Source organism: Wolbachia endosymbiont (group B) of Limnophora tigrina (assembly GCF_964263235.1).
Lineage (GTDB): Bacteria > Pseudomonadota > Alphaproteobacteria > Rickettsiales > Anaplasmataceae > Wolbachia.
The window spans coordinates 65,016-88,919 of record NZ_OZ181655.1 but is presented as its reverse complement, the minus strand read 5'-3'; the positions used below and the strand labels follow the sequence as shown (position 1 = coordinate 88,919).

Annotated in this window: 25 protein-coding genes and 1 tRNA gene; 12 read left to right on the top strand and 14 right to left on the bottom strand. The window is 35.0% G+C overall.

All coding sequences use genetic code 11. From position 1 onward, the window contains the following. Nucleotides 1-74: 74 nt before the first annotated feature. The 5 genes from rpmF to ACE38O_RS00405 all read left to right on the top strand — a co-directional run bounded on the left by rpmF (nt 75) and on the right by ACE38O_RS00405 (nt 3,057). Nucleotides 75-257, top strand: coding sequence for a 50S ribosomal protein L32 (rpmF, locus tag ACE38O_RS00425; protein ID WP_010962967.1), 183 nt, complete (start codon nt 75-77; stop codon nt 255-257). A gap of 10 nt (nt 258-267) precedes the next feature. Beyond that, on the top strand, nt 268-1,305 hold the full coding sequence (gene plsX / locus ACE38O_RS00420; protein ID WP_374699103.1) for a phosphate acyltransferase PlsX: 1,038 nt from the start codon (nt 268-270) through the stop codon (nt 1,303-1,305). Next, on the top strand, nt 1,298-2,245 hold the full coding sequence (locus tag ACE38O_RS00415; protein WP_374698684.1) for a beta-ketoacyl-ACP synthase III: 948 nt from the start codon (nt 1,298-1,300) through the stop codon (nt 2,243-2,245). Before plsX ends, ACE38O_RS00415 begins: the two co-directional genes overlap by 8 nt. A 202-nt stretch (nt 2,246-2,447) precedes the next feature. Next, nucleotides 2,448-2,636, top strand: a complete 189-nt coding sequence (locus tag ACE38O_RS00410; protein ID WP_374698683.1) for a hypothetical protein — start codon at nt 2,448-2,450, stop codon at nt 2,634-2,636. A 172-nt stretch (nt 2,637-2,808) separates the two neighbouring features. Next, nucleotides 2,809-3,057: a hypothetical protein gene (locus ACE38O_RS00405; RefSeq protein ID WP_374698682.1), complete on the top strand. Its 249-nt coding sequence runs from the start codon at nt 2,809-2,811 to the stop codon at nt 3,055-3,057. 519 nt (nt 3,058-3,576) lie between these two features. Here the strand turns inward: ACE38O_RS00405 and ACE38O_RS00400 are convergent. Continuing rightward, a complete protein-coding gene (locus ACE38O_RS00400; protein WP_374698681.1) occupies nt 3,577-4,071 on the bottom strand; it encodes a Smr/MutS family protein in 495 nt (164 codons plus the stop codon). Between the two features lie 92 nt (nt 4,072-4,163). Here ACE38O_RS00400 and rlmB point away from each other — a divergent pair, with 92 nt between their 5' ends. The 4 genes from rlmB (at nt 4,164) to ACE38O_RS00380 (ending at nt 7,507) form a co-directional block, all read left to right on the top strand. Next, nucleotides 4,164-4,919, top strand: a complete 756-nt coding sequence (gene rlmB / locus ACE38O_RS00395; protein ID WP_374698680.1) for a 23S rRNA (guanosine(2251)-2'-O)-methyltransferase RlmB — start codon at nt 4,164-4,166, stop codon at nt 4,917-4,919. Nucleotides 4,920-4,999: 80 nt separating this feature from the next. Further along, nucleotides 5,000-5,722: a Bax inhibitor-1/YccA family protein gene (locus ACE38O_RS00390; RefSeq protein ID WP_374698679.1), complete on the top strand. Its 723-nt coding sequence runs from the start codon at nt 5,000-5,002 to the stop codon at nt 5,720-5,722. Continuing rightward, nucleotides 5,723-6,259 (top strand): cytochrome c oxidase assembly protein, encoded by a 537-nt coding sequence (locus ACE38O_RS00385; RefSeq protein ID WP_374698678.1) that lies wholly within the window; start codon nt 5,723-5,725, stop codon nt 6,257-6,259. A gap of 270 nt (nt 6,260-6,529) precedes the next feature. Beyond that, complete coding sequence (locus ACE38O_RS00380) at nt 6,530-7,507, top strand: quinone oxidoreductase family protein (RefSeq protein WP_374698677.1); 978 nt, start codon at nt 6,530-6,532, stop codon at nt 7,505-7,507. Nucleotides 7,508-7,736: 229 nt separating this feature from the next. Here ACE38O_RS00380 and ispH read toward each other — a convergent pair whose 3' ends face one another. Continuing rightward, nucleotides 7,737-8,666 (bottom strand): 4-hydroxy-3-methylbut-2-enyl diphosphate reductase, encoded by a 930-nt coding sequence (gene ispH / locus ACE38O_RS00375; protein WP_374699102.1) that lies wholly within the window; start codon nt 8,664-8,666, stop codon nt 7,737-7,739. A 20-nt stretch (nt 8,667-8,686) separates the two neighbouring features. Here ispH and ACE38O_RS00370 point away from each other — a divergent pair, with 20 nt between their 5' ends. Next, nucleotides 8,687-10,312, top strand: a complete 1,626-nt coding sequence (locus tag ACE38O_RS00370) for a peptidoglycan D,D-transpeptidase FtsI family protein (RefSeq protein WP_374699101.1) — start codon at nt 8,687-8,689, stop codon at nt 10,310-10,312. A 2-nt stretch (nt 10,313-10,314) separates the two neighbouring features. Here the strand turns inward: ACE38O_RS00370 and ACE38O_RS00365 are convergent, their stop codons facing one another. Next, the gene (locus ACE38O_RS00365; RefSeq protein ID WP_374698676.1) at nt 10,315-10,623 is read right to left on the bottom strand and encodes a hypothetical protein; all 309 of its coding nucleotides are present in this window, start codon (nt 10,621-10,623) and stop codon (nt 10,315-10,317) included. A gap of 178 nt (nt 10,624-10,801) precedes the next feature. After that, on the bottom strand, nt 10,802-11,509 hold the full coding sequence (gene elbB / locus ACE38O_RS00360; RefSeq protein WP_374698675.1) for an isoprenoid biosynthesis glyoxalase ElbB: 708 nt from the start codon (nt 11,507-11,509) through the stop codon (nt 10,802-10,804). A 149-nt stretch (nt 11,510-11,658) separates the two neighbouring features. On the opposite strand from elbB, the gene ACE38O_RS00355 reads away from it, so the two are divergent. Next, the gene (locus ACE38O_RS00355) at nt 11,659-12,702 is read left to right on the top strand and encodes a hypothetical protein (protein ID WP_374698674.1); all 1,044 of its coding nucleotides are present in this window, start codon (nt 11,659-11,661) and stop codon (nt 12,700-12,702) included. Nucleotides 12,703-12,779: 77 nt separating this feature from the next. On the opposite strand, the gene ACE38O_RS00350 is transcribed toward ACE38O_RS00355, so the two are convergent. The 10 genes from ACE38O_RS00350 to ACE38O_RS00305 form a co-directional block, all read right to left on the bottom strand. After that, nucleotides 12,780-14,018 carry an IS256-like element ISWpi15 family transposase gene (locus ACE38O_RS00350; RefSeq protein WP_374698228.1) on the bottom strand — a complete coding sequence of 413 codons (1,239 nt, stop codon included), beginning with the start codon at nt 14,016-14,018 and terminating at the stop codon, nt 12,780-12,782. A gap of 90 nt (nt 14,019-14,108) precedes the next feature. Continuing rightward, on the bottom strand, nt 14,109-14,660 hold the full coding sequence (locus ACE38O_RS00345; protein ID WP_374698673.1) for a 5-formyltetrahydrofolate cyclo-ligase: 552 nt from the start codon (nt 14,658-14,660) through the stop codon (nt 14,109-14,111). Then, complete coding sequence (locus ACE38O_RS00340; RefSeq protein WP_374698672.1) at nt 14,644-15,264, bottom strand: oxidoreductase; 621 nt, start codon at nt 15,262-15,264, stop codon at nt 14,644-14,646. The genes ACE38O_RS00345 and ACE38O_RS00340 overlap by 17 nt, the downstream gene beginning before the upstream one ends. A gap of 95 nt (nt 15,265-15,359) precedes the next feature. Next, nucleotides 15,360-16,505: a SurA N-terminal domain-containing protein gene (locus ACE38O_RS00335; protein WP_374698671.1), complete on the bottom strand. Its 1,146-nt coding sequence runs from the start codon at nt 16,503-16,505 to the stop codon at nt 15,360-15,362. Between the two features lie 159 nt (nt 16,506-16,664). Further along, nucleotides 16,665-16,755: transfer RNA gene (locus ACE38O_RS00330), tRNA-Ser, on the bottom strand. Nucleotides 16,756-17,254: 499 nt separating this feature from the next. Beyond that, nucleotides 17,255-17,761 (bottom strand): inorganic diphosphatase, encoded by a 507-nt coding sequence (ppa, locus tag ACE38O_RS00325; protein ID WP_182319818.1) that lies wholly within the window; start codon nt 17,759-17,761, stop codon nt 17,255-17,257. 70 nt (nt 17,762-17,831) lie between these two features. Beyond that, a complete protein-coding gene (locus tag ACE38O_RS00320) occupies nt 17,832-19,061 on the bottom strand; it encodes a hypothetical protein (RefSeq protein WP_374698670.1) in 1,230 nt (409 codons plus the stop codon). 98 nt (nt 19,062-19,159) lie between these two features. Beyond that, the gene (gene mnmA, locus ACE38O_RS00315; RefSeq protein WP_374698669.1) at nt 19,160-20,272 is read right to left on the bottom strand and encodes a tRNA 2-thiouridine(34) synthase MnmA; all 1,113 of its coding nucleotides are present in this window, start codon (nt 20,270-20,272) and stop codon (nt 19,160-19,162) included. Between the two features lie 229 nt (nt 20,273-20,501). After that, entirely contained in the window at nt 20,502-21,578 is a 1,077-nt protein-coding gene (locus tag ACE38O_RS00310; protein WP_064124930.1) for a rod shape-determining protein, read from the bottom strand. A 20-nt stretch (nt 21,579-21,598) separates the two neighbouring features. Further along, a complete protein-coding gene (locus ACE38O_RS00305; protein ID WP_374698668.1) occupies nt 21,599-23,014 on the bottom strand; it encodes a carboxypeptidase in 1,416 nt (471 codons plus the stop codon). 277 nt (nt 23,015-23,291) lie between these two features. Between ACE38O_RS00305 and ACE38O_RS00300 the strand changes: the two genes are divergently transcribed. Then, on the top strand, nt 23,292-23,771 hold the full coding sequence (locus tag ACE38O_RS00300; RefSeq protein WP_374698667.1) for an OmpA family protein: 480 nt from the start codon (nt 23,292-23,294) through the stop codon (nt 23,769-23,771). The last annotated feature ends 133 nt before the right edge of the window (nt 23,772-23,904 follow it).

Below are 23,904 nucleotides of genomic sequence, written 5' to 3'. Positions count from 1 at the left end.
TTATTATCCCTGTTTACTTCTTGTAAAAAACATGTTACTAATGAATTGAATTTTGTAGTAGAATGGAGGAAGTTTTGGCAGTTCCAAAAAGAAAAAAGTCAAAGTCAAGGCGTAATATGCATCGTTCTCATCATGCTATTGAGCCTAAGAATGTTGTGGTATGTTCAACAACTGGGGAATTCATGTTGCCTCACAATGTAGCAGTTGATGGCAGTTACAAAGGAAAACGAGTTTTCATTAAGCAACAGGCAGAATGACTATTATGGTATGTTACCTACGGTCAATAATCACATAATTATTGCACTTGACGCTATGGGGGGCGATTTTGCGCCTCTTTCCGTAATTCAGGGTGCTGGTTTTTTTTTGGATAATCTTGTTGACCCAGGCATTAAAGTTCTTTTTCATATTTATGGAGATAAGGAAAAAGTATCTCCTTTGCTTTTGAAATATAAAAAAGTAAGTAACAATTCTGAGTTTACTCATTGTTCTGACAATGTCCTTGCAAATGATAAGCCATCTTTTGCGCTGAGACATCGTAAAGACTCAAGTATGAAAGCTGCAATTGTTGCAGTGAAAGAAGGTAAAGCTTTCGGAGTGGTATCTTCAGGCAACACCGGGGCGTTGATGGCAATTTCCAGATTTATTTTAGGAACATTACCAAATATTTATCGTCCTGCTATTGTCTCTATCTGTCCAACTAAAACAAAAAGCTTCGCTTTGCTTGACCTTGGTGCAAATGTCGATTGTAATGCCGATTCGTTATTCCAATTTGCATTAATGGGAAGTATATTTGCAAAAGTAGCGCTAAAAATTGACAATCCTGAGGTTGCTTTGCTAAATATCGGTACAGAAGAAGTTAAAGGTAATGACTCAGTGCGCGGCGCTTTTGAGTTGCTTAAAAACGCTCCAGGCATTAATTTCAAAGGGTATATAGAGGCAAGTGAATTTTTAGAGGGTAATATAGATGTGATTGTTGCTGATGGTTTTGTTGGCAATGTAATGCTCAAAACAGCTGAGGCAACCGCTAGTACTTTTATCAATCTAATAAAGCAGGAAGTATTCAACTCGTGGATAGCGAAAATGCTTATTGGTATATTGTTAAAATCTAAACTAAATAAAGCATTAACGCGTTTTAATCCCAAAATTAGAAGTGGAGCTATGTTTTTAGGGCTGAATGGTATCATCATTAAAAGTCATGGAAATTCTGATGCTATTTCTTTTGCCCATGCTATAAAATTTGCAGTAAATGCAATTAGTGAAAATTTAAATCAAAAGATAATTAACGGGGTAAGTCATATTGAATAAAAGTTTCATATTAAGCACAGGATCTTATCTACCAAGAAAAACGTTGAGTAACAACGAAATTGCATCGATAGTTGAGACAAGCGATGAATGGATAAAGCAGAGAACAGGAATAGTTCAAAGGCATATAGCAGATGAAGGAGAATTAACGTCAGATCTAGCTGTAAATGCAGCAAAAAGTGCTATAGAAAAAGCTAAAATTTCAGTAGATGAAATTGACTTGATTATAGTTGCAACAACAACGCCTGATAAAACTTTGCCTAGCTGTGCAACGATTGTACAAAGTAAGTTAAAATGTAAAAACGCATTTTCTTTTGATGTACAAGCAGCATGCTCTGGTTTTATATATGCAGTTACAGTTGCTGATTCGCTCATAAAATCTAACAATAGAATTAAATATGCGCTCGTTATTGGTGCTGAAATAATGTCTAGGATTGTTGACTGGGAAGATAGGTCAACTTGTGTACTCTTTGGTGATGGTGCTGGTGCAGTGATAATAAAATCGGAAATGGGTAGCAGCGGCATCATATCAACAAACTTACACTCTGATGGCAATGTGGACATATTATGTACGAACGGAGGGATTGATGATTCTGGAAAAATATGCATGAATGGAAGAGAAGTGTTTAAACATGCAGTGGATAAGTTAACAGCCTCAGTAGAGGAAACACTAAGATGCAATAATTTGAAAATCACTGATATTGACTGGTTAATTCCCCATCAAGCAAACATTCGTATTATTGAAGCAGTAGTAAAGAAATTAGATTTTCCTATAGAAAAAGTGATTAATACCGTTGATAAGCATGCAAACACCTCAGCAGCGTCAATTCCACTGGCTTTAGACTATGCAATACAAGAATCAAAAATAAAATCAGGAAATCTGGTACTGCTGATTGCAATAGGTGCAGGTCTCACATGGGGTTCCGTGTTGCTGCGCTATTAGACTTCTTGCATTACCTCCTGTTACCCAACTCGTAGAACATCACACCATAGGGCACAGCATAACTGTATGAACATTGTGATTTGAGTCCACCAGATCTAAGTAGCTTGACTACTTGATTGGATGCTGAGTTGGTGAGTATAAAAGTATAGCTAACGCTGTCATACCGCCGCGGTATCTCTAGATCCCGCTAACAAGTAGCGGAATGACGATTGTCAGGGTGTCATCCAAACTGGTTTCCATCCAAGAGGGTGTCATCCCAGTACTCCTTTCTCGTCATTCCAGTGCCCAGACACTGGGATCCAGAAAAAAGAATGGTGTCATGAAAGTAGCCTCCTTCTCCTGTCATCCAAGTAGCCAACACTGGGATCCAGATTGGGCACTAAGTTGGTAAGCATAAAAGTGGCTGATCTTATGTTAAAACACAACGTTCTTGATGAGATTACGGCAAGGCTGGATTCCAGACTGGAATGACACCATTTGCTGTGCAGTTTACCTTCAAGAATGAATGTTCGTACAGTTGTGCGCGGTATCTCTTAGCATAGATACCGCTAACAAGCAGCGGGATGACGGTTGTCAGGCTAGCTGTCATCCCAGTGCCTATTTCTTTGTCATCCCAGTGCCCAGACACTGGGATCCAGTTCTTATTACCTGGTGTAAAGTTAAGTTTCCTGGATTCCAGTGTCAAGCACTGGAATGACATCATAGGGGCCACTCGGATGACAAAGGAGGGCAGTGTCACGCGCTGCCCAGTTCATTTGGTTACAAACATTAAGAAATTCACCAAACGAAAAAAAAGGCAAAAGAAGCCCTAGTCATTGTCTATTTTCAGTATTGGCGTTTTTTAAGTCTTAAACGCTGCAATTTAGCTGCTTTTAAGTGCAACTCACCTTAGTTCAAATGTTTAAGAAATTTACTAAGCAGAAAAAAAGGCAAAAGAAACCCCGTGGTAATTAGTGTTCACTCTCTAATCCTGCAAATTGGCGTACTATACTGTCTTAAACGACTTATAAGCGTATTTCAGCCTGTATAGGTAAAAACCTAGAAATTTGATAAAGACATAAGGTGCACATAGTGCAAAAAATTAAAAATAAGACGCCAACTAAGTTGTTTTCTTGCTGTTTAATCTGCACAGATGAAGATAACTGAATACCTTCAGTTTCATGATAAGGGGGCTGGCGGAGTTTGTCAAGGAAGTTTTTCGTTTAATCCGTTTCTATGAGCTACTTGAATACGGCTACAATGTTTGTACAATTGTGCGTAACGCGCTGCCGAACACTGGTTTTTATATGGCTATACAAGAAAAATTAAGGCTTAAAAGGAAACTTAAGCAGCTAATAGGGCCTAAGCCTTCTTAATAAAACATAAAAAGCCCCTTTACCACCATGTTTTTTCGTAGCTTGCTGGTAGTATAGAACCATATGCTGGATTTTAGTATCATTTAACCACTTATTTAAGTTATTCTTTATATTGTCTGTTTTATTTGTTGCACTGCCGTATCCCGTAATTACCAATAAACATCTATTTCCTGCTCGATAATTTTTGATAATAAAATCTATCAATTCACAGTAAGCATCCTCTATACTATAGCCGTGCAAATCGAGCTTATCGCTTATAAAATATTTACCCCTATCAACTTTTGATTTTGTGTTTTGGTCAAGACAAAATGATGAGTTACCATTATTGGTATTAAGAAAATTCCTTTGTAAGTCGGAGGTACCTTTATCAACCATAGACTTTATATTTACTTTATGATCAACTTTCAAAGTAACTTTTCCACATTCTATTGGCTTAACATTTTTTTGCCAATCCAACTCATCGTCCGACATAAACGCATTAATCGAATTGTATAATTTTACAACAATATCCAAACATAGTAAAATGTTGCTTATTCTATAAAAACCCGATTTTCGATAATACGATGAAATCGTCAAAAACTAATGAGAATTTTTGGCTGTATGGAAAGCACACCTGCATGTCAGCACTGAAGAATAAAAATAGGCGGTGTATAGAACTGTTAGTAACAGAAAATTTCTATAGAGAACATGAAAAAGAAATTAGGCAATGTGTAAATAGTAAGGGCATTAAAGTTCGATTAGTAGAAAACAAAATACTTAATGACGTTTTACCTAAAGGTGCTAACCATCAAGGAATTACTTTAAATGTTGCCCCTATTCTTCATAATTTAAGCATAGAAGAAATAGCTGAAGACAGTTCTACCATAGTCATTTTAGATCAAGTCACTGACACGCACAATATTGGATCAATTTTAAGAACTTCAGCTTGTTTTAATGTCAATGCATTGGTTTTACCACATAATCATTCACCTGGCGAAAATGCATCTATTGCAAAAGCAGCAAGTGGAGCATTGGATATTGTTCCGCTAATACACGTCACAAACATAGTAAAAACTATGGAGTATTTAAAAAAGGTCGGCTACTGGTGTTACGGGTTTGATTGCAATGCTAAAGAAAATATAGATGAAATAAAGAGCTTTGAGAAAAAAAGAGTAATTATTTTTGGTTCTGAAGAGAAAGGAATGCGGAGGTTAGTTAAAGAAAATTGTGATTATCTTTTAAAAATACCAATGTCAAATGCAATTAACAGTTTAAATGTTTCAAATGCAGCAGCAATAGGCCTATATTCTATTTATATTAAAACAACTGCCAGCGTATAGCTGTTTATAATAAAAATACTTGATAAAAATGTGGTTTTATATTATAATGTGTTAAATAATGGACAAAAGGAGTTATATTTATGTCTTACATGAGAAATGAACAGGATATCCGCTCTCAGGGCGTTTATTATAGCGCTGGGCTCAGAAGTTACCTAACTAAAGTATGTAACTACATGGCTTTAGCTTTAGGCGTTACAGGGCTTGTTGCATTCCTAACGGTATTTTCCGGTCTTTTTCAAGTAATTTATTCTAATCCCGTTCTATCGCTTGTGGTAATGTTATCTCCGGTTGCATTGGTGTTCTACATGTCTTATAGAATTCAACACCTAAGTGCTCAGTCTGCCGTTACTATATTTTTCTCGTTCTCAGTGTTAATGGGGCTTTCCTTATCTTATGTTTTTATAGTTTATACTGCAGAAAATATAGCAAGGGCGTTTTTCATTACATCAATCATGTTTGGCTCTATGGCTTTATATGGTAATACTACAAAAAGAGATCTTACAAGTATGGGCTCTTTCTTGATTATGGGAGTTTGGGGGTTAATCATTGCGTCTATAGTAAATTTATTTCTTGGAAGTAGTCCTCTCCACTTTGCAATATCGTTCATATCAGTAATAGTCTTTACCTTAATGACTGCATATGATGCTCAAAGAATCAAGGACGTTTATTATAAACATAATGACGGATCAGAAGTTGCTACTACTAAATTGGCAATACTCGGTGCAACTAATCTTTATTTTGACTTTATTAATATATTTCTCAATCTACTCAGGTTACTTAACTTGTTCAACAATAGGGACTAGATGTTTTCCTTTTTAAGGAAAGGTAGTAAGAATTCTATAGTTTTCTTTTTAATATCTTTAGTCGTGTTGATGCTATGTCTTACATATGCATCGGTGCCACTATATAGCATTTTTTGTAAAGCTACTGGATATGGTGGCACAACAAGAAAAGTAACTAATGCAAAAATAAGTGCAACTGACCAAAAAATCAGGGTTCACTTCAATGCTGATATAATGTCCGATCTACCTTGGGAATTTAAATCAGAAACTAACTACGTTGACGTAAACATAGGAGAACAAAGTTTAGCATTTTATTACGCAAAAAATCTATCTGATCATCCTTCATTTGGTATGGCAGTATATAACGTTACGCCTTTCAAAGCAGGTAAGTATTTCAATAAAGTTGCATGCTTTTGTTTTGAAGAGCAAATGTTGCTACCAAAACAAAAAGCAGCTATGCCCGTATCTTTCTATATAGATCCTGAGATAATGCTTGATAGTAATACAAAAGATTTAAGTGAAATAACGCTATCATACACGTTTTTTAAGCTTAAGTAACAGAATGTTTGCAAACCATGTCATTTCAAGTAATCAATAGGGTGTCATCCGAGTAGCTAACACTGGGATCCAGAAAAAATGTATAGCTCATACAGATAAGGTTGACTTTTTGCCATCTTATGACTTGATTATATAAAAAAATCTGGATTCCAGCGTCACGCGCTGGAATGACAGGAAGTAACGCAAGAAGTCTATTGATTGTGGAAACAATAACTTTGCAAAATATTAATTGTTAGATAACATAATTAAAGTTTTTATCTTACATTCATCATGGTTAGAGCTATACAAATAAAAAAAACTGGGGGACCAGAAGTATTAGAATTTGTAGATAAGAATATAGGTGAGCCAAAAGGCGAGGAAGTCTTAATACGTCATACAACTATCGGCTTTAATCGTTATGATTTAGAGCACAGAAAAGGTACACGCAAAATTAAAAATTTACCATCAGTGCTTGGAGTGGAAGCAGTTGGGGTTATTGAAAAACTTGGTAAAAAAATCAGTGATGGATTCAAAGTTGGAAACAGAGTTGGATATTGCACAGCTCCTCCAGGGGCATATTGTGAAAAGCGCATTATACACCAGAAATATCTGATAAAAATTCCAGATGACATATCTGATGAAGTTGCTGCTGCAGTGCTGTTTAAAGGTATGACAGCTCACTATTTAGTTAATCAATCTTATAAAGTTAGGCCTGGTGCTTTCGTGCTAGTTCATGGGGCTAATGGTGGTTTAGGACAAATAATATGCCAATGGGCAAAGGATAAAAAAGGTGTAGTGATAGGTTCTGTAAGCTCTGATGAAAAAATGAAGATAGCTTTACAAAGTGGCTGCACATACGCAATAAACTACAATGATAAAGACTTCGTTTCTAAAGTTATGGAGATTACGCAAAACAGAGGAGTGGGTGCAGTGTATGACCCTATAGGTTACGCTACAAGCAAGCTTTCTTTTGAATCTTTAGGCAGGTTCGGCATATACGTTTCCTATGGGCAGATATCAGGTAACGCTCCTATTAGTTTTTCTTTACTTAGTTCACGTTCGTTATTTGCAACTGGAACCTCAATATACCATTATAAGCATGATAGATTCACATTAGTGCTTACCACAATGGAAATCTTCGAGATGATAAGAAAAAAACTTTTAACTGTACGGATCAATAAAAAATATAAATTTGATGAAATAATTCAAGCTCATCGCGATATGGAAAATAGAAAAGCGAGTGGGTTAAATATTATCAAAATCTCTTAAATAAATTAGTAATTTAAACTAACCATTCATTAAATCATATCAACTAGAACTTCACATATTTAATTCTCCTTTTGGGGGAATTAAAAGCATATAGCTAAACTGACTTAGGCTTACCAACAACCGTCATCCCGCTACTTGTTAGCGCCACGGCGGTATGACGTCTTAGCTATAGATGCTGGTTTGTGTGCTCCCAGTAATTTCAAGAGAAGCTTAGTAGACAGGTTGTGTTTTAAACCAGATTCGGTATTTTAAACTGAACATTTTCAGTAATACCACCTGGCATAACTGAAACTTTTACATCCATGCTTACTTTTAGATAGTCTATTAATTCATCAACCAATATGTCAGGAGCGGAAGCACCTGCAGTGATTCCTATCTTTTCTACACCCTGCAACCAGCTTTTATTCACATAGCTGCAATTATCAATCAAGTAGGCTCTTTTTCCTCTGGCAGTGCACAGATCTAATAAGCGGTTTGAATTTGAGCTATTTTTACTTCCTACAACTAACACCATGTCTACAATTTCAGCTAGCTTTTTAACAGCATTTTGTCTGTTTTGCGTTGCATAGCATATGTCCTTTAAATCTGGACCTGTTATGCTTGGAAACCTGAGCTTCAGGGCAGCAATAATTTCATGGGTATCGTCGATGCTTAACGTGGTTTGTGTAACATAAGATAAATTATCTGGATCTGTAACTTTTAAATTGCGTACGTCCTGCACAGTTTGCACTAAAATGATAGGATTATTTACTCTTCCTCTAATTCCCTTAACTTCTGGATGATTTTCATGCCCAATGAGAATTAATTCTTTACCGCTGTTTTCATACCTTTTTGCCTCTTTGTGCACTTTGCTAACTAAAGGACATGTTGCATCAATCACTTGAATACCCTTTCTTCTTGCCTCATCTTCTATATTTTTTGACACTCCGTGCGCGCTGAAGATCAGTATTCCTCCATTATCTTCAATTTCCTCAATACTGTTCACAAAAACCACTCCTTGTCTCTTAAAGTTCTCTACTATATATTTATTGTGAACAATTTCATGTAGCACATAAACTTGGCACTTGTTTTTGTATTTTTCTAAAGTAATAGCTAATATGTCCACAGCTCTTTTTACCCCGGCACAAAAACCTCGTGGCTCAGCTAAGATGATTTCCATTTTTGTCAAATCAAGTAAATATGCAAGCATTACTTAAAAATAAGCTCCGCTCACTATGTTTTATAGTACCATTATTTATATTTTATATAATAATTATTTTTCGCATATTCTCTTTAACATTTGATCAACTTACTACTTCAGAAAATTTTAGAAAAAATAATATAGTACATAAACAACCTGATATTTTGGATAGAAATGGAGTGGTAATAGCAACAAATGTGCCCACAACATCACTATATATAGATTCAACTAAAGTAAAGAATCCGGAAAGTATAGCAGCACAACTGTGTTCTATTTTGAATGATCTTGAATACGAGAATTCATATAGAGTACTTACTTCAAAAAAGAAATTTGCTTGGGTAAAGCGGCACTTGACTCCAAAAGAACTGTTAGCAATAAAAAATGCCGGCGTGCCAGGAATAAACTTTTATAACGATGTAAAACGTATATATCCTCACAGTAATTTATTTTCACACGTGCTTGGTTACACTGACATAGATGGCAACGGTATTGCAGGAGTTGAGGCATATATAAGTAAAAACAAACAACATTCTGTTATCCAAGTAGCTGACACTGGGGTCCAGAAAAAAAATACGTGGATTCCAGCATTACGCGCTGGAATAACACCTTACCAGGGTATTCAACTATCCTTAGATACACGAGTGCAAAGCATAGTGCATGAAGAGCTAACTAAAGCTGTAAGCAGATATCAGGCACTCGGCGGAGTAGGAATTGTTTTAAATGTGAGAAATAGTGAAGTCATCTCAATGGTCAGTCTGCCTGATTTTAACTCCAACCTACAGAATAAGGCAGAAGACGTACAAAAGTTTAATCGCGCCAGTCTTGGGGTGTATGAGATGGGGTCGGTATTAAAATTCTTTACAATAGCCGCAGCGCTTGATGCAAACGTTGTAAAAATTGATGATTTATATGACGTGTCAAAGCCAATCACTATTGGGAAATATAAAATTTATGATCTTCATGAATTTAAGATTCCGGAAATCACTGTGCGAGATATATTTGTGAAATCATCCAACATTGGTGCAGCAAAAATTGCAGTTAAATTAGGTATTGAAAAACAAGTAGAATACTTTAAAGCTATGAAGCTATTTTCTCCTTTGAAAATAGAAATACCAGAAAAATCTACACCGATAATCCCGGATAAATGGAGTGAAAGTACTTTAATAACGGCATCTTATGGTTATGGCATAGCTATAACTCCTATACATCTTGCACAAACTGCAGCAGCATTAATCAACGATGGAATATTTCACAACGCAACCTTGATGTTGAATAAAAGAAGTATAGGAGAGCAGATTATCTCAAGAAGAACTTCCAGGGAAATGAGAAAATTATTACGCGCAGTAGTAACAGATGGTACTGGCAGAAGAGCAAAAATAAAGGCATATTCAATAGGGGGAAAGACTGGATCAGCGGAAAAAGTTGTAGATGGTAAATATAGCAAAGATGCAAACATAGCATCATTTATAGGAGTGCTAACTATGCTTGACCCAAGGTATATAATGCTAATTGCTATTGATGAGCCTCAAGGGATGTACCACACCGGGGGAATAATTGCTGCACCTATAGTAAAGGACATTATAAATAGAATAGCACCTATACTAAATGTTACACCTGAGATGTAAAATTATGATTGTTTTACTATAATTTTAAATTTATCATTACCAAAATTCTTATTAATATACCAAGAACCATCATCTTTAGTTACAAACTCAAGGCCTTTAAGGTCTCTCTTTATTGTCTTTCCATTTTGACCATTGATAGCGATATTAATATCAAATGTAATAATGTCTAGATCTATCACAGCTTCTTTCCCGTCGCACGAATTTAGATTGAACTTGCCTGACATGACGTCACTCAAACTCACTTCTCCTGTATAAATATCACACTGACCATCCACACAACACGTAGTTTCAATATAGAAAAGGTCTGACATATAAAACACCTTGTGTTTATAAAAAAAGAGCTAAATATATATAGCTAGTGCAGCCCTACGCCACGCCGCTAACAAGTAATAGTCGTAAACCTAGAGCACTTTAGCTATATAACCATAATACAGCTAGGAATGTAAAATTCAACAGTTAATTGTGTAAGGAAGTCTAAATTACTACATCTTAGAGGAATGGCTGTTTAGTTTTTTTGTTAATCTTTTTTACCATGCTGTCAATCATATGCTTTATCCCTTGATATACAGAGTATATACTTTCGTCGCTACGCATATAAGCAGAACAGGAAAATACATTATGTTCTTCGTCTTCTATTGATAATCCTGTATCACACTTTATGTGTTCACCACCAAGCTTCTCTATCAACTGTTCTCTGTCATCTCCTATAGTTACCTTAACCTTACTTTCTTCTTTACCTATCTTGCTACTTAAAATTGAAACAATGATGGCTGGAGATATGCATATCGCTCCTATCGGCTTTTTTGTAACAAAAAATTCTGAAACTAATCTTTCAAATTCAGGCATTACTGTCACCATGTCTTTACTTTCAGCTAAGTCAGACAAATTTTTTGCAACCCCGTATCCACCAGGTACAACTAGCATGTCAAAATTTTCAGCTTTGGCTTCTTTTAAGTCATATATTTCGCCTCTTGCGATTCTTGCAGCTTCTGCAAGTACATTCCTTTTTTCTTTTGTTGCCTCTTTTGTTTTATGATTCATAACTTGTGTGATATTGATATCAGGTGCAAAGCATTTAACATCCACTTCCTGCTGATCAAGCACAAGTAAACTTAAAACCGCTTCTCTCACCTCTGCACCGTCAAGGTGACCACACCCTGATAAAACCACAGCAGCCTTTAATTTTTTTTCACCCATAAAGTACCTTAATTTCATGTAATCTAGATATTTTAATACAAATTCTATATTTGGAAAGAGGTTATTATATTAATTATCTCATATTTATTATAATATAATTAATAATTAGTATATATAATTAGGCATATTTATAGTTGATGAAGTTGAATATGGCACCTACAAACAGTACGTTTTTTGACACTGACTACCCAGAACTAAGAAAAGCTATTTCAGATATAATAGAAAGCATTGCACAGTCCCCACAGGAAGAAAAAGGGAAGTTGTTTGAAGCCCTATCAGAACAAGTTAGAGGGATGAACCTCAAAGATTTAGGTTTAGCAATTAATGACCAAGGCTTGCAAAAGGAGGTAAATAAAGAATTATTTATAAAACTCATTGAAGAAGCACTTAAGGGGTTAACCTCTGAAAACGTTGACTCAAAAATAATAGAAGAGGCGTTAAAATCTGTTAATCAGCAAGCAATAAGTAATGTTATAAATAATAATAAAGGTCCGCTGGACAATCTAGTCAATTATTTTAAATCAGCATCTGCAAATAAAAAAATTGGAATAGCTTCTACCGGAATAGTATTGGGAGTAGCATTTTCTCCGCTTATTGTGCTTGCTACATTAATAGCGCTTGTAGCTATTGGAGCGCGTTATGTAGGAATAGGTATAGGAAAGGCAGGGGAAAAAATAAAAGAAGGGGCAATTGATGCAGGAAAAGCAGTGAAGAGTTCATATAAAGATTTAATAGATAAATTACCTACGATTCAAGCAAGAGAGAATAACTTTAGTAGATTAAAAACAAACGTGCTTGAAACTATTGCAAATATTGGTCTTAAAAACAACGAAGACATTGACGTTGAAAAAGCTCTTGGTAATAGGAGAAAAATATTAGAAATGCTTCAAAATGAAGAGCAACGATCGGCTATAAAGGAGTTAGTAAAGGAAGGGGTTACTAAGGATTTTTCAGAAGATGATATTAGCAGACTTATAAGCAAGGGTCTCAGTACTCATGAAGAAGATATGACAGAATTTAAAAGTCTTATGGAGAAATTTCAACCTGCAATTATGGCAATTGGTGACGGTAAAATAGAGGAGGTAGAAAAAATGGTTAATGATAAAGTTAACCAAATGAAGCCACCAGTTCCTCAATTAGATGATCCAAGTTCTAAACGAGTGAGTGGAAAAGGAATCACAGGACCGTGTTGATGCATTTGAGGAGCGTTTTGACGCAAAAATTACTATCAGAAAGGGGAGTGTTAAATAAACTGTGTCAAACCGCATTTTTAGTTCAACTCAATTTTCAATCTGCCAGGAAAGAAAACATCAAGTTGAGAGATAGTTAATGCCCAATCATGTACAGGCATCGTCCACTTTTCCTCTGCCTTCTTTATAGCACAATATACCTGCTTATACAAGGCATTTATGCTGGTAAATGAGCCTTTGGTCTTAGTGAATTTCCTAATTTGCCTATGTAGCCCCTCTATGGGATTGGTGGTGTAGATTATCCTCCTAACTGGACCAGAATACTTAAAATAACCAGACAAGTTTTCCCAATTATTCTGCCAAGATTTTATAACCATAGGGTACTTTGTGCCCCATTTTTCATCCAATTCCAACAGATAATTCTCGGTAATTTCCTTGCTTGAAGCTTGATATACCTTCTTTAAATCGCTCAAAAAACTCTTCGCATCTTTACTGGCCACATACTTCAGTGAGTTGCGTATCTGATGCACTATACACATCTGCACTTCCGCATTAGGAAAGACACTGTTTATAGCTGCAGGAAAGCTTTTCAGCCCATCAACGCAGGCAATAAGGATATCTTCTACTCCTCTTTCTTTGAGGTCATTTAGCACTCCCAACCAGAAGTTAGCTCCTTCACTTTCAGCCAAATAAAAACCTAATACTTCTTTTTTGCCATTTTGATCTATGCCTAATATGTTATACATGCATTTACTTACGCAATGCCCGTCCTCTTTGACTTTAAAAAACATGCCATCCATGAAAACTATCGGATATACAGACTGCAGCGGGCGACTACGCCATTCGTTGATTACTGGTAGCAATTTGTCAGTAATACTTGATATCTCTGCCGCCGATATTTTGTGATCATAAATTTCCTCAACATGTGACACTATATCTCTATAGCCCATACCACTGGCAAATGTGCTCAAAATCTTCGTTTCAAGCTCTGGATGTAAGTTTGTTTGCCTTTTTTTGACTATTTGTGGTTCGAAACTTCCTTCCCTATCTCTTGGCGTCAAAAGCTCAAATGACCCTGCGCTTGTACGTAAAGTCTTTGCATTCCTCCCATTTCTTCGATTATTCTCTTCGCTTTCAGCCGACAAGTGGTTTTCTATTTCACCTTCCAGGCTTACCTCCAGCAACTTTTTTATAAACGGTGTTAATGCTCCATCTCTTCCTGTCAACGGTCTTCCTTCTCGTATAGACGACAGGATATTTGTTTCTAATTCTTTATAATCTACCAAACCGGTAGTTCTGTTTACTACTTTCTGACTCATTGTCAAACCTCCATTTTTTTATATCAATTTATTACTTTTTTTTCGGTTTGACACAGTTTATTTAACACTCCCTCAGAAAGTGGGGTTACGCTACTCCTTTTCATCCACTTTTTTGAGCAATCCACTTCTACACCTAACACACATTTCAGTGATTATAATATCCAATTTTTGATCATGTTTTTCTACAGGTAAATTTTTACAATATTGTTTCTCATAAGCTACACCTATAAATATTTTTCCAAGCGGCCGTAATTTTTTTATCATTGTATCATACCAACCACCGCCAAAACCTAATCTATTAAAATGATCATCAAAAGCAATAACAGGAGTAATGATTGTGTCGGGAACTACATCTTCATTTGTTTCGTTCCATCCCTCAAATCTTAGCAACTGATTTTTATCAGGAATTGCTACTTTATAACCTAAATAGAGCAAACGACACATCAAAGGGACAACATTTATTTCCCCATCCATTGGAATGTAAGCCACAATTGTTTTGCCTTTAACGTAACTTAAGTTCTGATTAAAGAGATTAATAAGGGAACTTGCCGCATAACTGGAATAACTTTCATCAATATCTTTTCTTATAGCTCTATATTGCTCTCTTATTTCCTTTTTGTGCTGTTTAATATCTTTGAACATGATCTATCCATTTCGCAGTGAGTTTTTCTTGTAAACTATTTTGCTTTAAGCGCTCACTTAAAAAATCAAAGTCAATAAATTCCATATCCTGGTCTTGATTACTGCAACTATAAACAAAACTCCTTTCTCCTGTTTCCGTATTTATATGTTGCTGAACACACTGAGCGCAGATTTCTTTCATCATACACTGCATAGGAGAATTAACTGACGATATTGCTATGTGACTTGACTTCAGATATGGCTTTAAAATTGTTTTTCTAGCTTCATTCACAGCTTTCATCATTTTATCAGAACCAATAGTGATAATTTTATCTATAGTGTTTAAATTAATACCTAATCTTCCTTGTTGATAAGAGACTATTGCATCAACTATATTACCATGAAAGGATTTATCTTGATCTCTGCTTGTTTCTATCAATCCTTCTTCACATGCCCAAACTACTGCATTTGATGCACGCTCTATCAGTGCTCGTTTAAATACATCACTTAATTTCTTATAGCCAGCAAAATACAAAACCTTATTATTATTTTTAAGACACACCTTCCCTATCGAAAATAATACTGCATTTCCAACTCCACCACCAATTAGCATTATATTCTTCATGTGCTATTTTAACTATATTTGTTCAAATTTTTTGAAATTTTATAGAACAAAGTAATTTTCGTACACAAAGACAGAGACAAGGACACTCTCTGACTTCAACTATACCGATAACTGACAGCTGAATTTTTACGCATATCATCTAATAACAAGTTGCTTTGTATCATAATCTTTTGTTGGTACATCTGCTGTTTAATTGCTTCTATATCCGCTGCATTACTCTTGATATCACACAACATCATTAACTTTGCAGTGCCATTTTCTCTTAATTCTACTATTTCATTCACACTTGTTTTACTAAATAAAATCTGTAAATCAGGATTTAAATCTCGCATTTTTATTTCAAACTCTTTTGCGTTTGGCAACTTAAAATCATCTGCTAATTTGTCAAAATTTAAACAATTGACCTTTTGCTCTTTAAAATTATCCAATAAACTTTCTGAACCCTCAACCACAATCTGTTTTAATTTTAAAGTGCTTTCCAGCAGTGCATAATTAAGTTGTACCTTGTCTATGACTTTTATAATAGAGTAACCTTCACTGAAACTGAATGGACCTGCTATATCGCCGGTTTCTAGTCTTTCTAAAACGCTCTTAAGTTTATCTTTGAGCTGACTTAAATTAACTGTTGCTTTACGCATCTTTATTGGAGATTCCGGGTTATTACTATTACGTAATTTTTTTACTAAATCTTTAGCTATGCCATAAACATCCTTGTCTTTTTGATCAGGAATTATAAACTCTTGGAACGTGATAAGATAATCTGGCTTTTCTGTTTGCCTTTTTACATCATTCACTTCTTTATCGCTTATATTAATAAATGGCACAATTCTTACTTCAATAATTTTGCTCCATAGTAACTGACATTTTATTTGTTTTCTTAAAATACTAAGATCTATATTATGCTTTTTTATGTATTGATCAACTTCATTAGCCTTAAGTTTAAAACTTTGGGTTAAAAATAATATGATAGCATTATCTAACTCCTCGTTGCTCAATTTTATATTCAGCCTCTGCGCTTCATTGATAATGATAATTTCGTCTATTAGCTCCCTAAGAATTTGAGGTTTTGCTTCTTTTTGATTAACACTTTGAGTGCCAAACAATGAATTTATAAAGTTGATGCGTTTTTCGATATCTAAATTTGAAATTGGCTCACCATTTACATCTGCAACAATTTCAATCTCGGTTGCAAGCAACCTAAGTGGCAACACTATCAACAGCAAAATTAGTATTTTATGCATATAAGTAAGGTTAATAACTAATTCTATAATAAATACTGAGTCAACGCTAGCCAACTTTTTAATAGCTAAAGACGGAAATAAAAACTATTGCAACAAGATCAGGTAAACAGGCTAAAAACATGCCAATATAGCGAATTCAGACCGTGCTAAAACAGTATACGGAAGGAGAGGGATTCGAACCCTCGATACGACTTTTGGGTCGTATAACGGTTTAGCAAACCGCCGCCTTCAGCCGCTCGGCCACCCTTCCAAATTTAGAACCTAAAGATTATATAATACCAAGACCTCTACCGCCTGTCTAATGCTTTTAACAGCAACATTTTTCCGAACAACTGTAATTTTTAGATCTGTGGTACAAAAATCTATAGCTAACCCAAGAAAGGTCTCCCTACGTCATACCGCGATTCATTCCACAACTGTACGAACATTACAATTTGAGCCTACCAGAAGAATGTCATCCCAGTGCCCAGACACTGGGATCCAGGAATTTTGATTGGGCACTAAGTTGGTAAGCATAAAAGTGGCTGATCTTATGTTAAAACACAACGTTCTTGATGAGATTACGGCAAGCCAGTGTCAGCTACTTGCATGACACCATTTGCTGTGCAGTTTACCTTCAAGAATGAATGTTCGTACAGTTGTGCGCGGTATCTCAGCATAGATTCCGCTAACAAGTAGCGGAATGACGAATTTGTTGTTTTTCAAATTGTAGGCAAACCTAAGCCACTTTAGCTATAAATCAATAAAAACTAATTTCTGCTTTTTTCAATGATTTTCTTTGCTTCTTCTACACCGACCCATTCTCCAACTGTTACCGTTTTTCCCTTTTCTAGATCTTTATAATGAGAAAAGAAATGAGCAATTTTATCTAGTAGGTTTTTAGATAAGTCAGAATAGTCCTTTATATTGTCATAATAGCTATCAACACTGGAAACAGGCACAGCTAATATTTTCTCATCTTCTCCTTTTTCATCTTTAGTGAGTAATGCGCCTATCGGACGCACCGATATTAAAACACTAGATGCTAAGGGAAATTGAGTTAGCACCAAAACATCCACAGGATCACCATCACCTGCGCAGGTATTTGGTATAAACCCATAATTGCAAGGATAAGTCATTGAGGTAGATAAAAATCTGTCAACTTGTAACAACCCAAGCTCTTTATTAAATTCATACTTTACAGGCTCAGCATTTGCACTTATTTCAATTACCACATTCACCGCATTTGGTACCGCTGTTATTTTACTTAAATCCATAAATTACCTTCTTAACTTAAGAATAAGCATTATACAATATGTACTTTTAAGTTGCTACATTTATGTAGTTCTAAGCTTGTTTTGCATGGAGCGGTTCTAATTTTTTATTCTGCACATCATCGACTGTTGAAAGCGGTGGTTCCTGTGGTGATTTCAATAGTTGAAATAAAGCATATACTATTACGATAGTCAGTACTGTAGCAACTATAAAATTGATGAGATTGTTTTGTGGCAAGATATTTGTTATTGAGTTGAATAACCTTTGTTCCATAAGAAAATAGTCAGCAACATATAATCCAACAGACAATATAAACATGCCTAAAGCTAGTTTATAGAATGTATTTTTATGATTTTTCTTGCTAATAATGAAACTTGGCTTACATTCATTTTCTTTTTGTGGTACTGAGTAGTGTATATTTTTAGGGTTTGTTACTAATTGTTCAAATTCATCACTATCTTGCTTTTTTAGCAATTGCTTCAAGATCGGCCCAATGCTTTTAAAGGTTAAAAAATCTTGATTATTCTGATTTGCCAATATATTAAATATTCTGTTTACTCCACCTATCTTTTCACGGTTCAGCGTATATTGAGTAGGTCCATTCTCATTTGGTAAATCGATACACTCTAGCATTTTAGCTAAGAATGATATTAACGGACTCTCAACTAGCTCTAATATTTCTCTTTTTACTATTTTATTAGATGGTGAGAGTTCTTTATAGTGACTACCTATGGAAAGCAACAATGCTACATCCTTATCTACTTTTATATTGTGGGTGGAATAATATCTGTTGATAATGTACTTATTTAATGCAAATTCTCTGTCATATTTGGTTAATATATTTTCTTCACTTAATAACTTTCTAACATCAATAAGTACCTTATTTTCAAAATCTTCTTCTGTTTTAAATATTGGTTCTCTCTTTGGATTTGCTAAGATGTTAAGTAAATCTAATTTTCTTCCATCTACTACTTCATTTATATCTTGATTTAGTCCAGACTCTTCAACAACTTTATATATTCGATTAATAACATCCTCAGTACTTAGTTCATTATTTTCACTAAGTATCTTATAAGCTTGAGCATAAATTAAAAACAGCCCTTGTAGACTAAATTTTAAGTTAAAATAGTAATCTAATTGTTCATCTTGCTTCTGTATGAATGCAGAAAGACCTATGTGATTTCTGCGGTCCATACTACGATCTAAGTCAGCATGTTGAAAACTGCCCAAATAAATAAATGCAGCCTCTAGTAAATTGCCCTTACCAACAATTTTTATCAGCTCTTCAATTTCTTTTACCATTGCAAAACCTATAATATCCTACTTTATAGTATAAGTGATACAGGGTAAAATAGCAATAAATATTATTGTACGTTTGCACTCTGCATTAAAGCTTTTAGTTAAGAACATATCCACCCTCCACCGATAACTTGTTCACCTTTATATGCCACACAAGCTTGACCAGGACTGATGCCAAAGTAATCGTCGTTTAAAATGACACAGGCTTTATTTTTTTCGTCAGTTGAATGTATTGTTGCTAAACTTCCCGCATGTGATGATCTCAGCTTCACAGTTACTTCCATACCTTCCTTTGGTTGTTCTAACCAATTTAACTCCTTGATCAATATTTTTTTTTGCATTAATGCGTTGATCGGACCTACTATAACCTCATTATTTTCTGTATTAATTTTTATCACATAAAGAGGTTCGCTGTGTGCGATACCCAAGCCCTTTCTCTGCCCTACTGTAAAATTTACTATGCCACTGTGCTCGCCTAGCACTTTTCCATTAACATCCACTATTTTACCTTTCTGTACAGATTGTGGAGCTAGTTTAGCTATTGTTTTGCTATAGCTTTCAGAAACGAAACATATGTCTTGGCTGTCTGGTTTTTCAGAAACTTGCAAACTAAGATACTTTGCTAATTTTCTTATATCACTTTTATAGAACCCACCGAGTGGAAATCGCAAAAGTTTCAACTGCTCCTTTGTTGTAGCAAATAGAAAATAGCTTTGATCTTTACTTTTATCAATGCTTCTGCACAACTTTACCTCACCATTTTTTTCTAATCTTCTCACGTAATGTCCTGTTACAAGCACATCCGCATCAAGATTTTTTGTAACTTGCAATAGATCACGAAATTTTACCGTTTGGTTACATCTCACGCATGGTATGGGAGTTTCCCCACGCATATAGGTACTCGCAAAATCCTCTATTACTTCCTTTTTGAATATTTCCTCATAGTTTAAAATATAGTGAGGAAAGCCAACACTTTCAGCTACACGCTTAGCATCGTAAATATCCTGTCCAGCACAACATGCACCTTTTTTTGCGTTAGCATTACCATCGGTGCCATAGAGTTGAAGAGTCACACCTATCACCTGGTACCCAAGGTTATGTAGCAGTGCTGCAGCAACCGAGCTATCAACTCCCCCGGACATTGCAACAATAGCCTTGGTTTGGTGCGGAGCTTTATCTTTTAATAAAGGTTCAATTTCAAATTCTTTTAGCATATAATTTATAAACACAAACTTGGTGTCAAGCACTGGAATCTAGTTTCTATTACACAATTTCATCGAAACAGCATACTTATTTATAGTCAAGTATCCAGTGTCTAGGCACTGGGATGACACCCTTTTCTGCTAGCAATTGCCTTCAAATTACTTGGTGCATGACACTGGGATCTCATTTATATTACATAATTCCATCAAAACAATTCGATAAACTACCTTCAAAAACAATTTAATCTTGCTTGAATAAAACATGGCCAAAATAATCCATGTTTTCAAGCACTTTTCCACTACCCAAGGCAACACAACAAAGTGGGTCATCTGCAACACGAACTGGTAATTTTGTTGTTTCACTGATAACTTTGCCCAAGTTACGCAATAATCCACCACCACCGGATAAAATTATTCCTCTATCGACTATATCAGAAGAAAGTTCAGGTGGAGTGCTCTCCAGTGCAGTCCTAATAGCAGAAATTATCTGATGTACAGGCTCTATTAAACTCTCTGCAACTTGATATTCTGATAAAAGCATTTCTTTTGGCATGCCACTCACTAAATCCCTGCCTTTAATTATCATTCCCTCTTTGTTATTTTCACCTGGCAGACTTGCTGAACCTACGTTTTTCTTAATTTTTTCAGCAGTTGTTTCACCGATTAATAACTTATGATTTTCACGAATATACGATTTTATTGCTTCATCCATAATATCGCCACCTACTCTGGCAGAACGTGAATAAACAATTCCGCCTAAAGAAATAATTGCAACTTCAGTTGTACCGCCTCCTATATCAACGATCATAGAACCCTCAGGTTCAGTAACTGGGAGCCCAGCTCCGATTGCTGCAGCCATTGGTTCTTCAATCAAAAATACTTCATTTGCACCAGCACTTTCTGCTGCATCTTGTATAGCACGCCTTTCAACTGGCGTGGATCCAGATGGAACGCATATGATAATATTAGGTTTATTAACAGTGAATTTTGTGTTTGCACTGCGTATGAAATATTTTAGCATTTCTTCCGCACTTTTAAAATCGGCAATAACTCCATCCTTTAAGGGCCTTATCGCCTCTATTTCTCCAGGCGTTTTTCCAAGCATCATTTTAGCTTTTTTACCAAAAGCGTAAGGAACGTAGCTTCCTTTTTCTTTTACTCTTGCTACAACTGAAGGCTCATCAAGCACGATTCCCTGATTTTTCTGATAAACTAAAGTGTTTGCAGTACCAAGGTCTATGGCAATATCGCTAGCAAACAAACCTTTGAAAGTAAAAAGGCTATAAAACTTTCCGGTCAATTTTCGAACAAAACTCATATACAACCCAAGAAAATCATTTATTGAGACAAATTATACTTTTCAGATAGGTAGTAAGTAACACACTCAACGTCTAAACCCTTGCCTGTTACTTTTTTTAGCAGTTCCAGGCCACACTTTGCACTGTATATATTTTGAGATAACCAACTGATAAGTAAACTAAAATCTCCTTTTATTATAGCACTTAATGATTCGTAATGATTCTTTTTAACGAAAGAGAAAATCTGCACAGCAGCAATTAAAGCAATAATTTTTATAGGAAAGTAACCCATAACACCGCTTGCCCAATATTCATCTTGAAAATAAGTGTCCAGCTCATTTTTAGCTTTTACTGGAATTTTATAGTGCTTCATACCTTCCAGCCACGCATCGTGCAGATCCTTAACTTCCAGTGTACCATTTATTATATCCTGTTCTAACCTAGTTCTCAACATAATATGAGCTAACAGACTAAATTCATCTGCGTTCTTTAAAGAAGAGGAAAGGTTTATTTCATTGAAAACCAAGTGCAAATTTTCAACACTGCTATTAGTTTTGCCTTTTATAGCAAATTTCTCTTTTATGTGTGGTTGAATAAACTCAATAAATTCTCTGGATGTTCCAATCATCCTTTCCATGAATAACCCTTGAGTTTCATACATAACATGTCTCGTAATTGAGCTACTTATAGAATTTTGCGCTAAACATTTTTGATAAATTGCATAACCACTATGCCGTAAAAGTGAAAATAAACCATAACAAAAATCAGATTCATCATAATCTATAGGGTAGTAATAAGAAGTACGAATCTCATTTAGTGCAATACCCATTTGCTGTAAACATAATGAGCCAAGTTCAATCTGCTTCTGAGTAGCAACTCTTTGTATATTAGTAACCTTATCCTTTTTCTTCTTTTCAATTATTTCATCCACATTTTCGCTAAAAAATTTGCCTACCTTGGGAAATATTTCCTTTATATTCTTTTCTGTGATATCAGAATCATAGTCAGCAAGCAATGAATCGTATTTTGAGCATTTTAATTGCTGCGATTTTATAGAAGCTACTTCGCGAATGAGTGTGATTAAATCAGTAAAACGTTCTTTTAGTTTTTCTAAGTTACTGGTTTCAGAATGAGATAGTTTCCATAAATTTTGGCATTCAACCTTAGCTTTGGATAAAGACTTTACTAAATCAATAGGAACAGCACTGTTGCTTTTATGTATTCTCTCTATTAACTTTAGCTGCTGAATATTTGCACTTTTTTTGTTACCAAGAGCATCTGCTAATGATTCCTTTATTGCGTCATGAGAGATAATTTCATGTCTGATTTCTTCTAGAAGACTCATTTGTTCAACTTTGTCCTCTACATTTAATTGGCTTTGGTTTAGTACTTTTAGCGTATTTTCGATATTCTTTACCCTATATAATACTTCCTCTAAAAACTTATAAGATTTCATAATTTGTTCATTGTTTTAGAAAACATCTGTTTAATATCGTAATAGATTAATAATAAAGTTAAAAGTATATTTGCTTAAAGTACAATAAAAAATTGTACTTTTTATTCCTTTATTGGATTTTTCTACTCAGAGTCCAGCATATTATAAGAAAATTAATTGTAAGGTTGTAGAAAAAGTATTTAGTATTTTATTTCTCTTGACTATATTACAATATGGGGAGATATTAGGTGCTAAAATTAAAGTTACGCACTATTTTAAAATTTATGGAGGTTTAGTAATGTGGAGTAGACTGGTTATAATGTGCTGTTTTTGTTTACTGCTTACTGGTGTAAGTTCTTGTCCAAAAAAAGGAGCAAATACAACAAATAAAATGAACTCTGTTGTTAAGCAGATAGGTGATAAGAGAGTTTTCTTTGGTTATGATGAATCTAATGTTACCGAAGTAGGTGCAGATACATTACTTGATGTAATGGAAGTGTTACAAGATAACCCTGACGCGAAGGTTACTGTAACTGGTCATGCTGACAATCGTGGTTCTCATGAATATAATCTTGCGCTAGGCGCTAGAAGGGCAGATGCAGCTAAAAAATTTATGGTTAGTTGTACACCCTACCTAGAAAATAGAATAAAAACTGCTTCTAAAGGTGAAACTGAGCCTTTAGTTAATGTAAAAGATGATTCTAGAAATTCTAAATATGAAAAAGAGCATGCTAAAAATCGTAGAGTGGAATTTTCATTTTCTGGAATAAAGAAATAGTTTCTTGCATTAAAACCTGGATCCCAGTGTCAAGCACTGGGATGACAAAAGAGAGCAATTCCGCTGCTTGTTAGCGGGATCTATATATACCGCAAATAAGTCGCTGTATGACGTAGAGACTATCTTACCATCA

Coding starts and splice junctions, on each gene's coding strand:
- plsX (WP_374699103.1), top strand. CDS start 268: ATGTTACCTACGGTCAATAATCACATAATTATTGCACTTGACGCTATG.
- ACE38O_RS00410 (WP_374698683.1), top strand. CDS start 2,448: ATGACGATTGTCAGGGTGTCATCCAAACTGGTTTCCATCCAAGAGGGT.
- ACE38O_RS00405 (WP_374698682.1), top strand. CDS start 2,809: ATGACGGTTGTCAGGCTAGCTGTCATCCCAGTGCCTATTTCTTTGTCA.
- ACE38O_RS00400 (WP_374698681.1), bottom strand. CDS start 4,071: ATGTCGGACGATGAGTTGGATTGGCAAAAAAATGTTAAGCCAATAGAA.
- rlmB (WP_374698680.1), top strand. CDS start 4,164: ATGAAATCGTCAAAAACTAATGAGAATTTTTGGCTGTATGGAAAGCAC.
- ACE38O_RS00390 (WP_374698679.1), top strand. CDS start 5,000: ATGTCTTACATGAGAAATGAACAGGATATCCGCTCTCAGGGCGTTTAT.
- ACE38O_RS00385 (WP_374698678.1), top strand. CDS start 5,723: ATGTTTTCCTTTTTAAGGAAAGGTAGTAAGAATTCTATAGTTTTCTTT.
- ACE38O_RS00380 (WP_374698677.1), top strand. CDS start 6,530: ATGGTTAGAGCTATACAAATAAAAAAAACTGGGGGACCAGAAGTATTA.
- ispH (WP_374699102.1), bottom strand. CDS start 8,666: ATGGAAATCATCTTAGCTGAGCCACGAGGTTTTTGTGCCGGGGTAAAA.
- ACE38O_RS00370 (WP_374699101.1), top strand. CDS start 8,687: ATGCAAGCATTACTTAAAAATAAGCTCCGCTCACTATGTTTTATAGTA.
- ACE38O_RS00365 (WP_374698676.1), bottom strand. CDS start 10,623: ATGTCAGACCTTTTCTATATTGAAACTACGTGTTGTGTGGATGGTCAG.
- elbB (WP_374698675.1), bottom strand. CDS start 11,509: ATGGGTGAAAAAAAATTAAAGGCTGCTGTGGTTTTATCAGGGTGTGGT.
- ACE38O_RS00355 (WP_374698674.1), top strand. CDS start 11,659: ATGGCACCTACAAACAGTACGTTTTTTGACACTGACTACCCAGAACTA.
- ACE38O_RS00350 (WP_374698228.1), bottom strand. CDS start 14,018: ATGAGTCAGAAAGTAGTAAACAGAACTACCGGTTTGGTAGATTATAAA.
- ACE38O_RS00345 (WP_374698673.1), bottom strand. CDS start 14,660: ATGTTCAAAGATATTAAACAGCACAAAAAGGAAATAAGAGAGCAATAT.
- ACE38O_RS00340 (WP_374698672.1), bottom strand. CDS start 15,264: ATGAAGAATATAATGCTAATTGGTGGTGGAGTTGGAAATGCAGTATTA.
- ACE38O_RS00335 (WP_374698671.1), bottom strand. CDS start 16,505: ATGCATAAAATACTAATTTTGCTGTTGATAGTGTTGCCACTTAGGTTG.
- ppa (WP_182319818.1), bottom strand. CDS start 17,761: ATGGATTTAAGTAAAATAACAGCGGTACCAAATGCGGTGAATGTGGTA.
- ACE38O_RS00320 (WP_374698670.1), bottom strand. CDS start 19,061: ATGGTAAAAGAAATTGAAGAGCTGATAAAAATTGTTGGTAAGGGCAAT.
- mnmA (WP_374698669.1), bottom strand. CDS start 20,272: ATGCTAAAAGAATTTGAAATTGAACCTTTATTAAAAGATAAAGCTCCG.
- ACE38O_RS00310 (WP_064124930.1), bottom strand. CDS start 21,578: ATGAGTTTTGTTCGAAAATTGACCGGAAAGTTTTATAGCCTTTTTACT.
- ACE38O_RS00305 (WP_374698668.1), bottom strand. CDS start 23,014: ATGAAATCTTATAAGTTTTTAGAGGAAGTATTATATAGGGTAAAGAAT.
- ACE38O_RS00300 (WP_374698667.1), top strand. CDS start 23,292: ATGTGGAGTAGACTGGTTATAATGTGCTGTTTTTGTTTACTGCTTACT.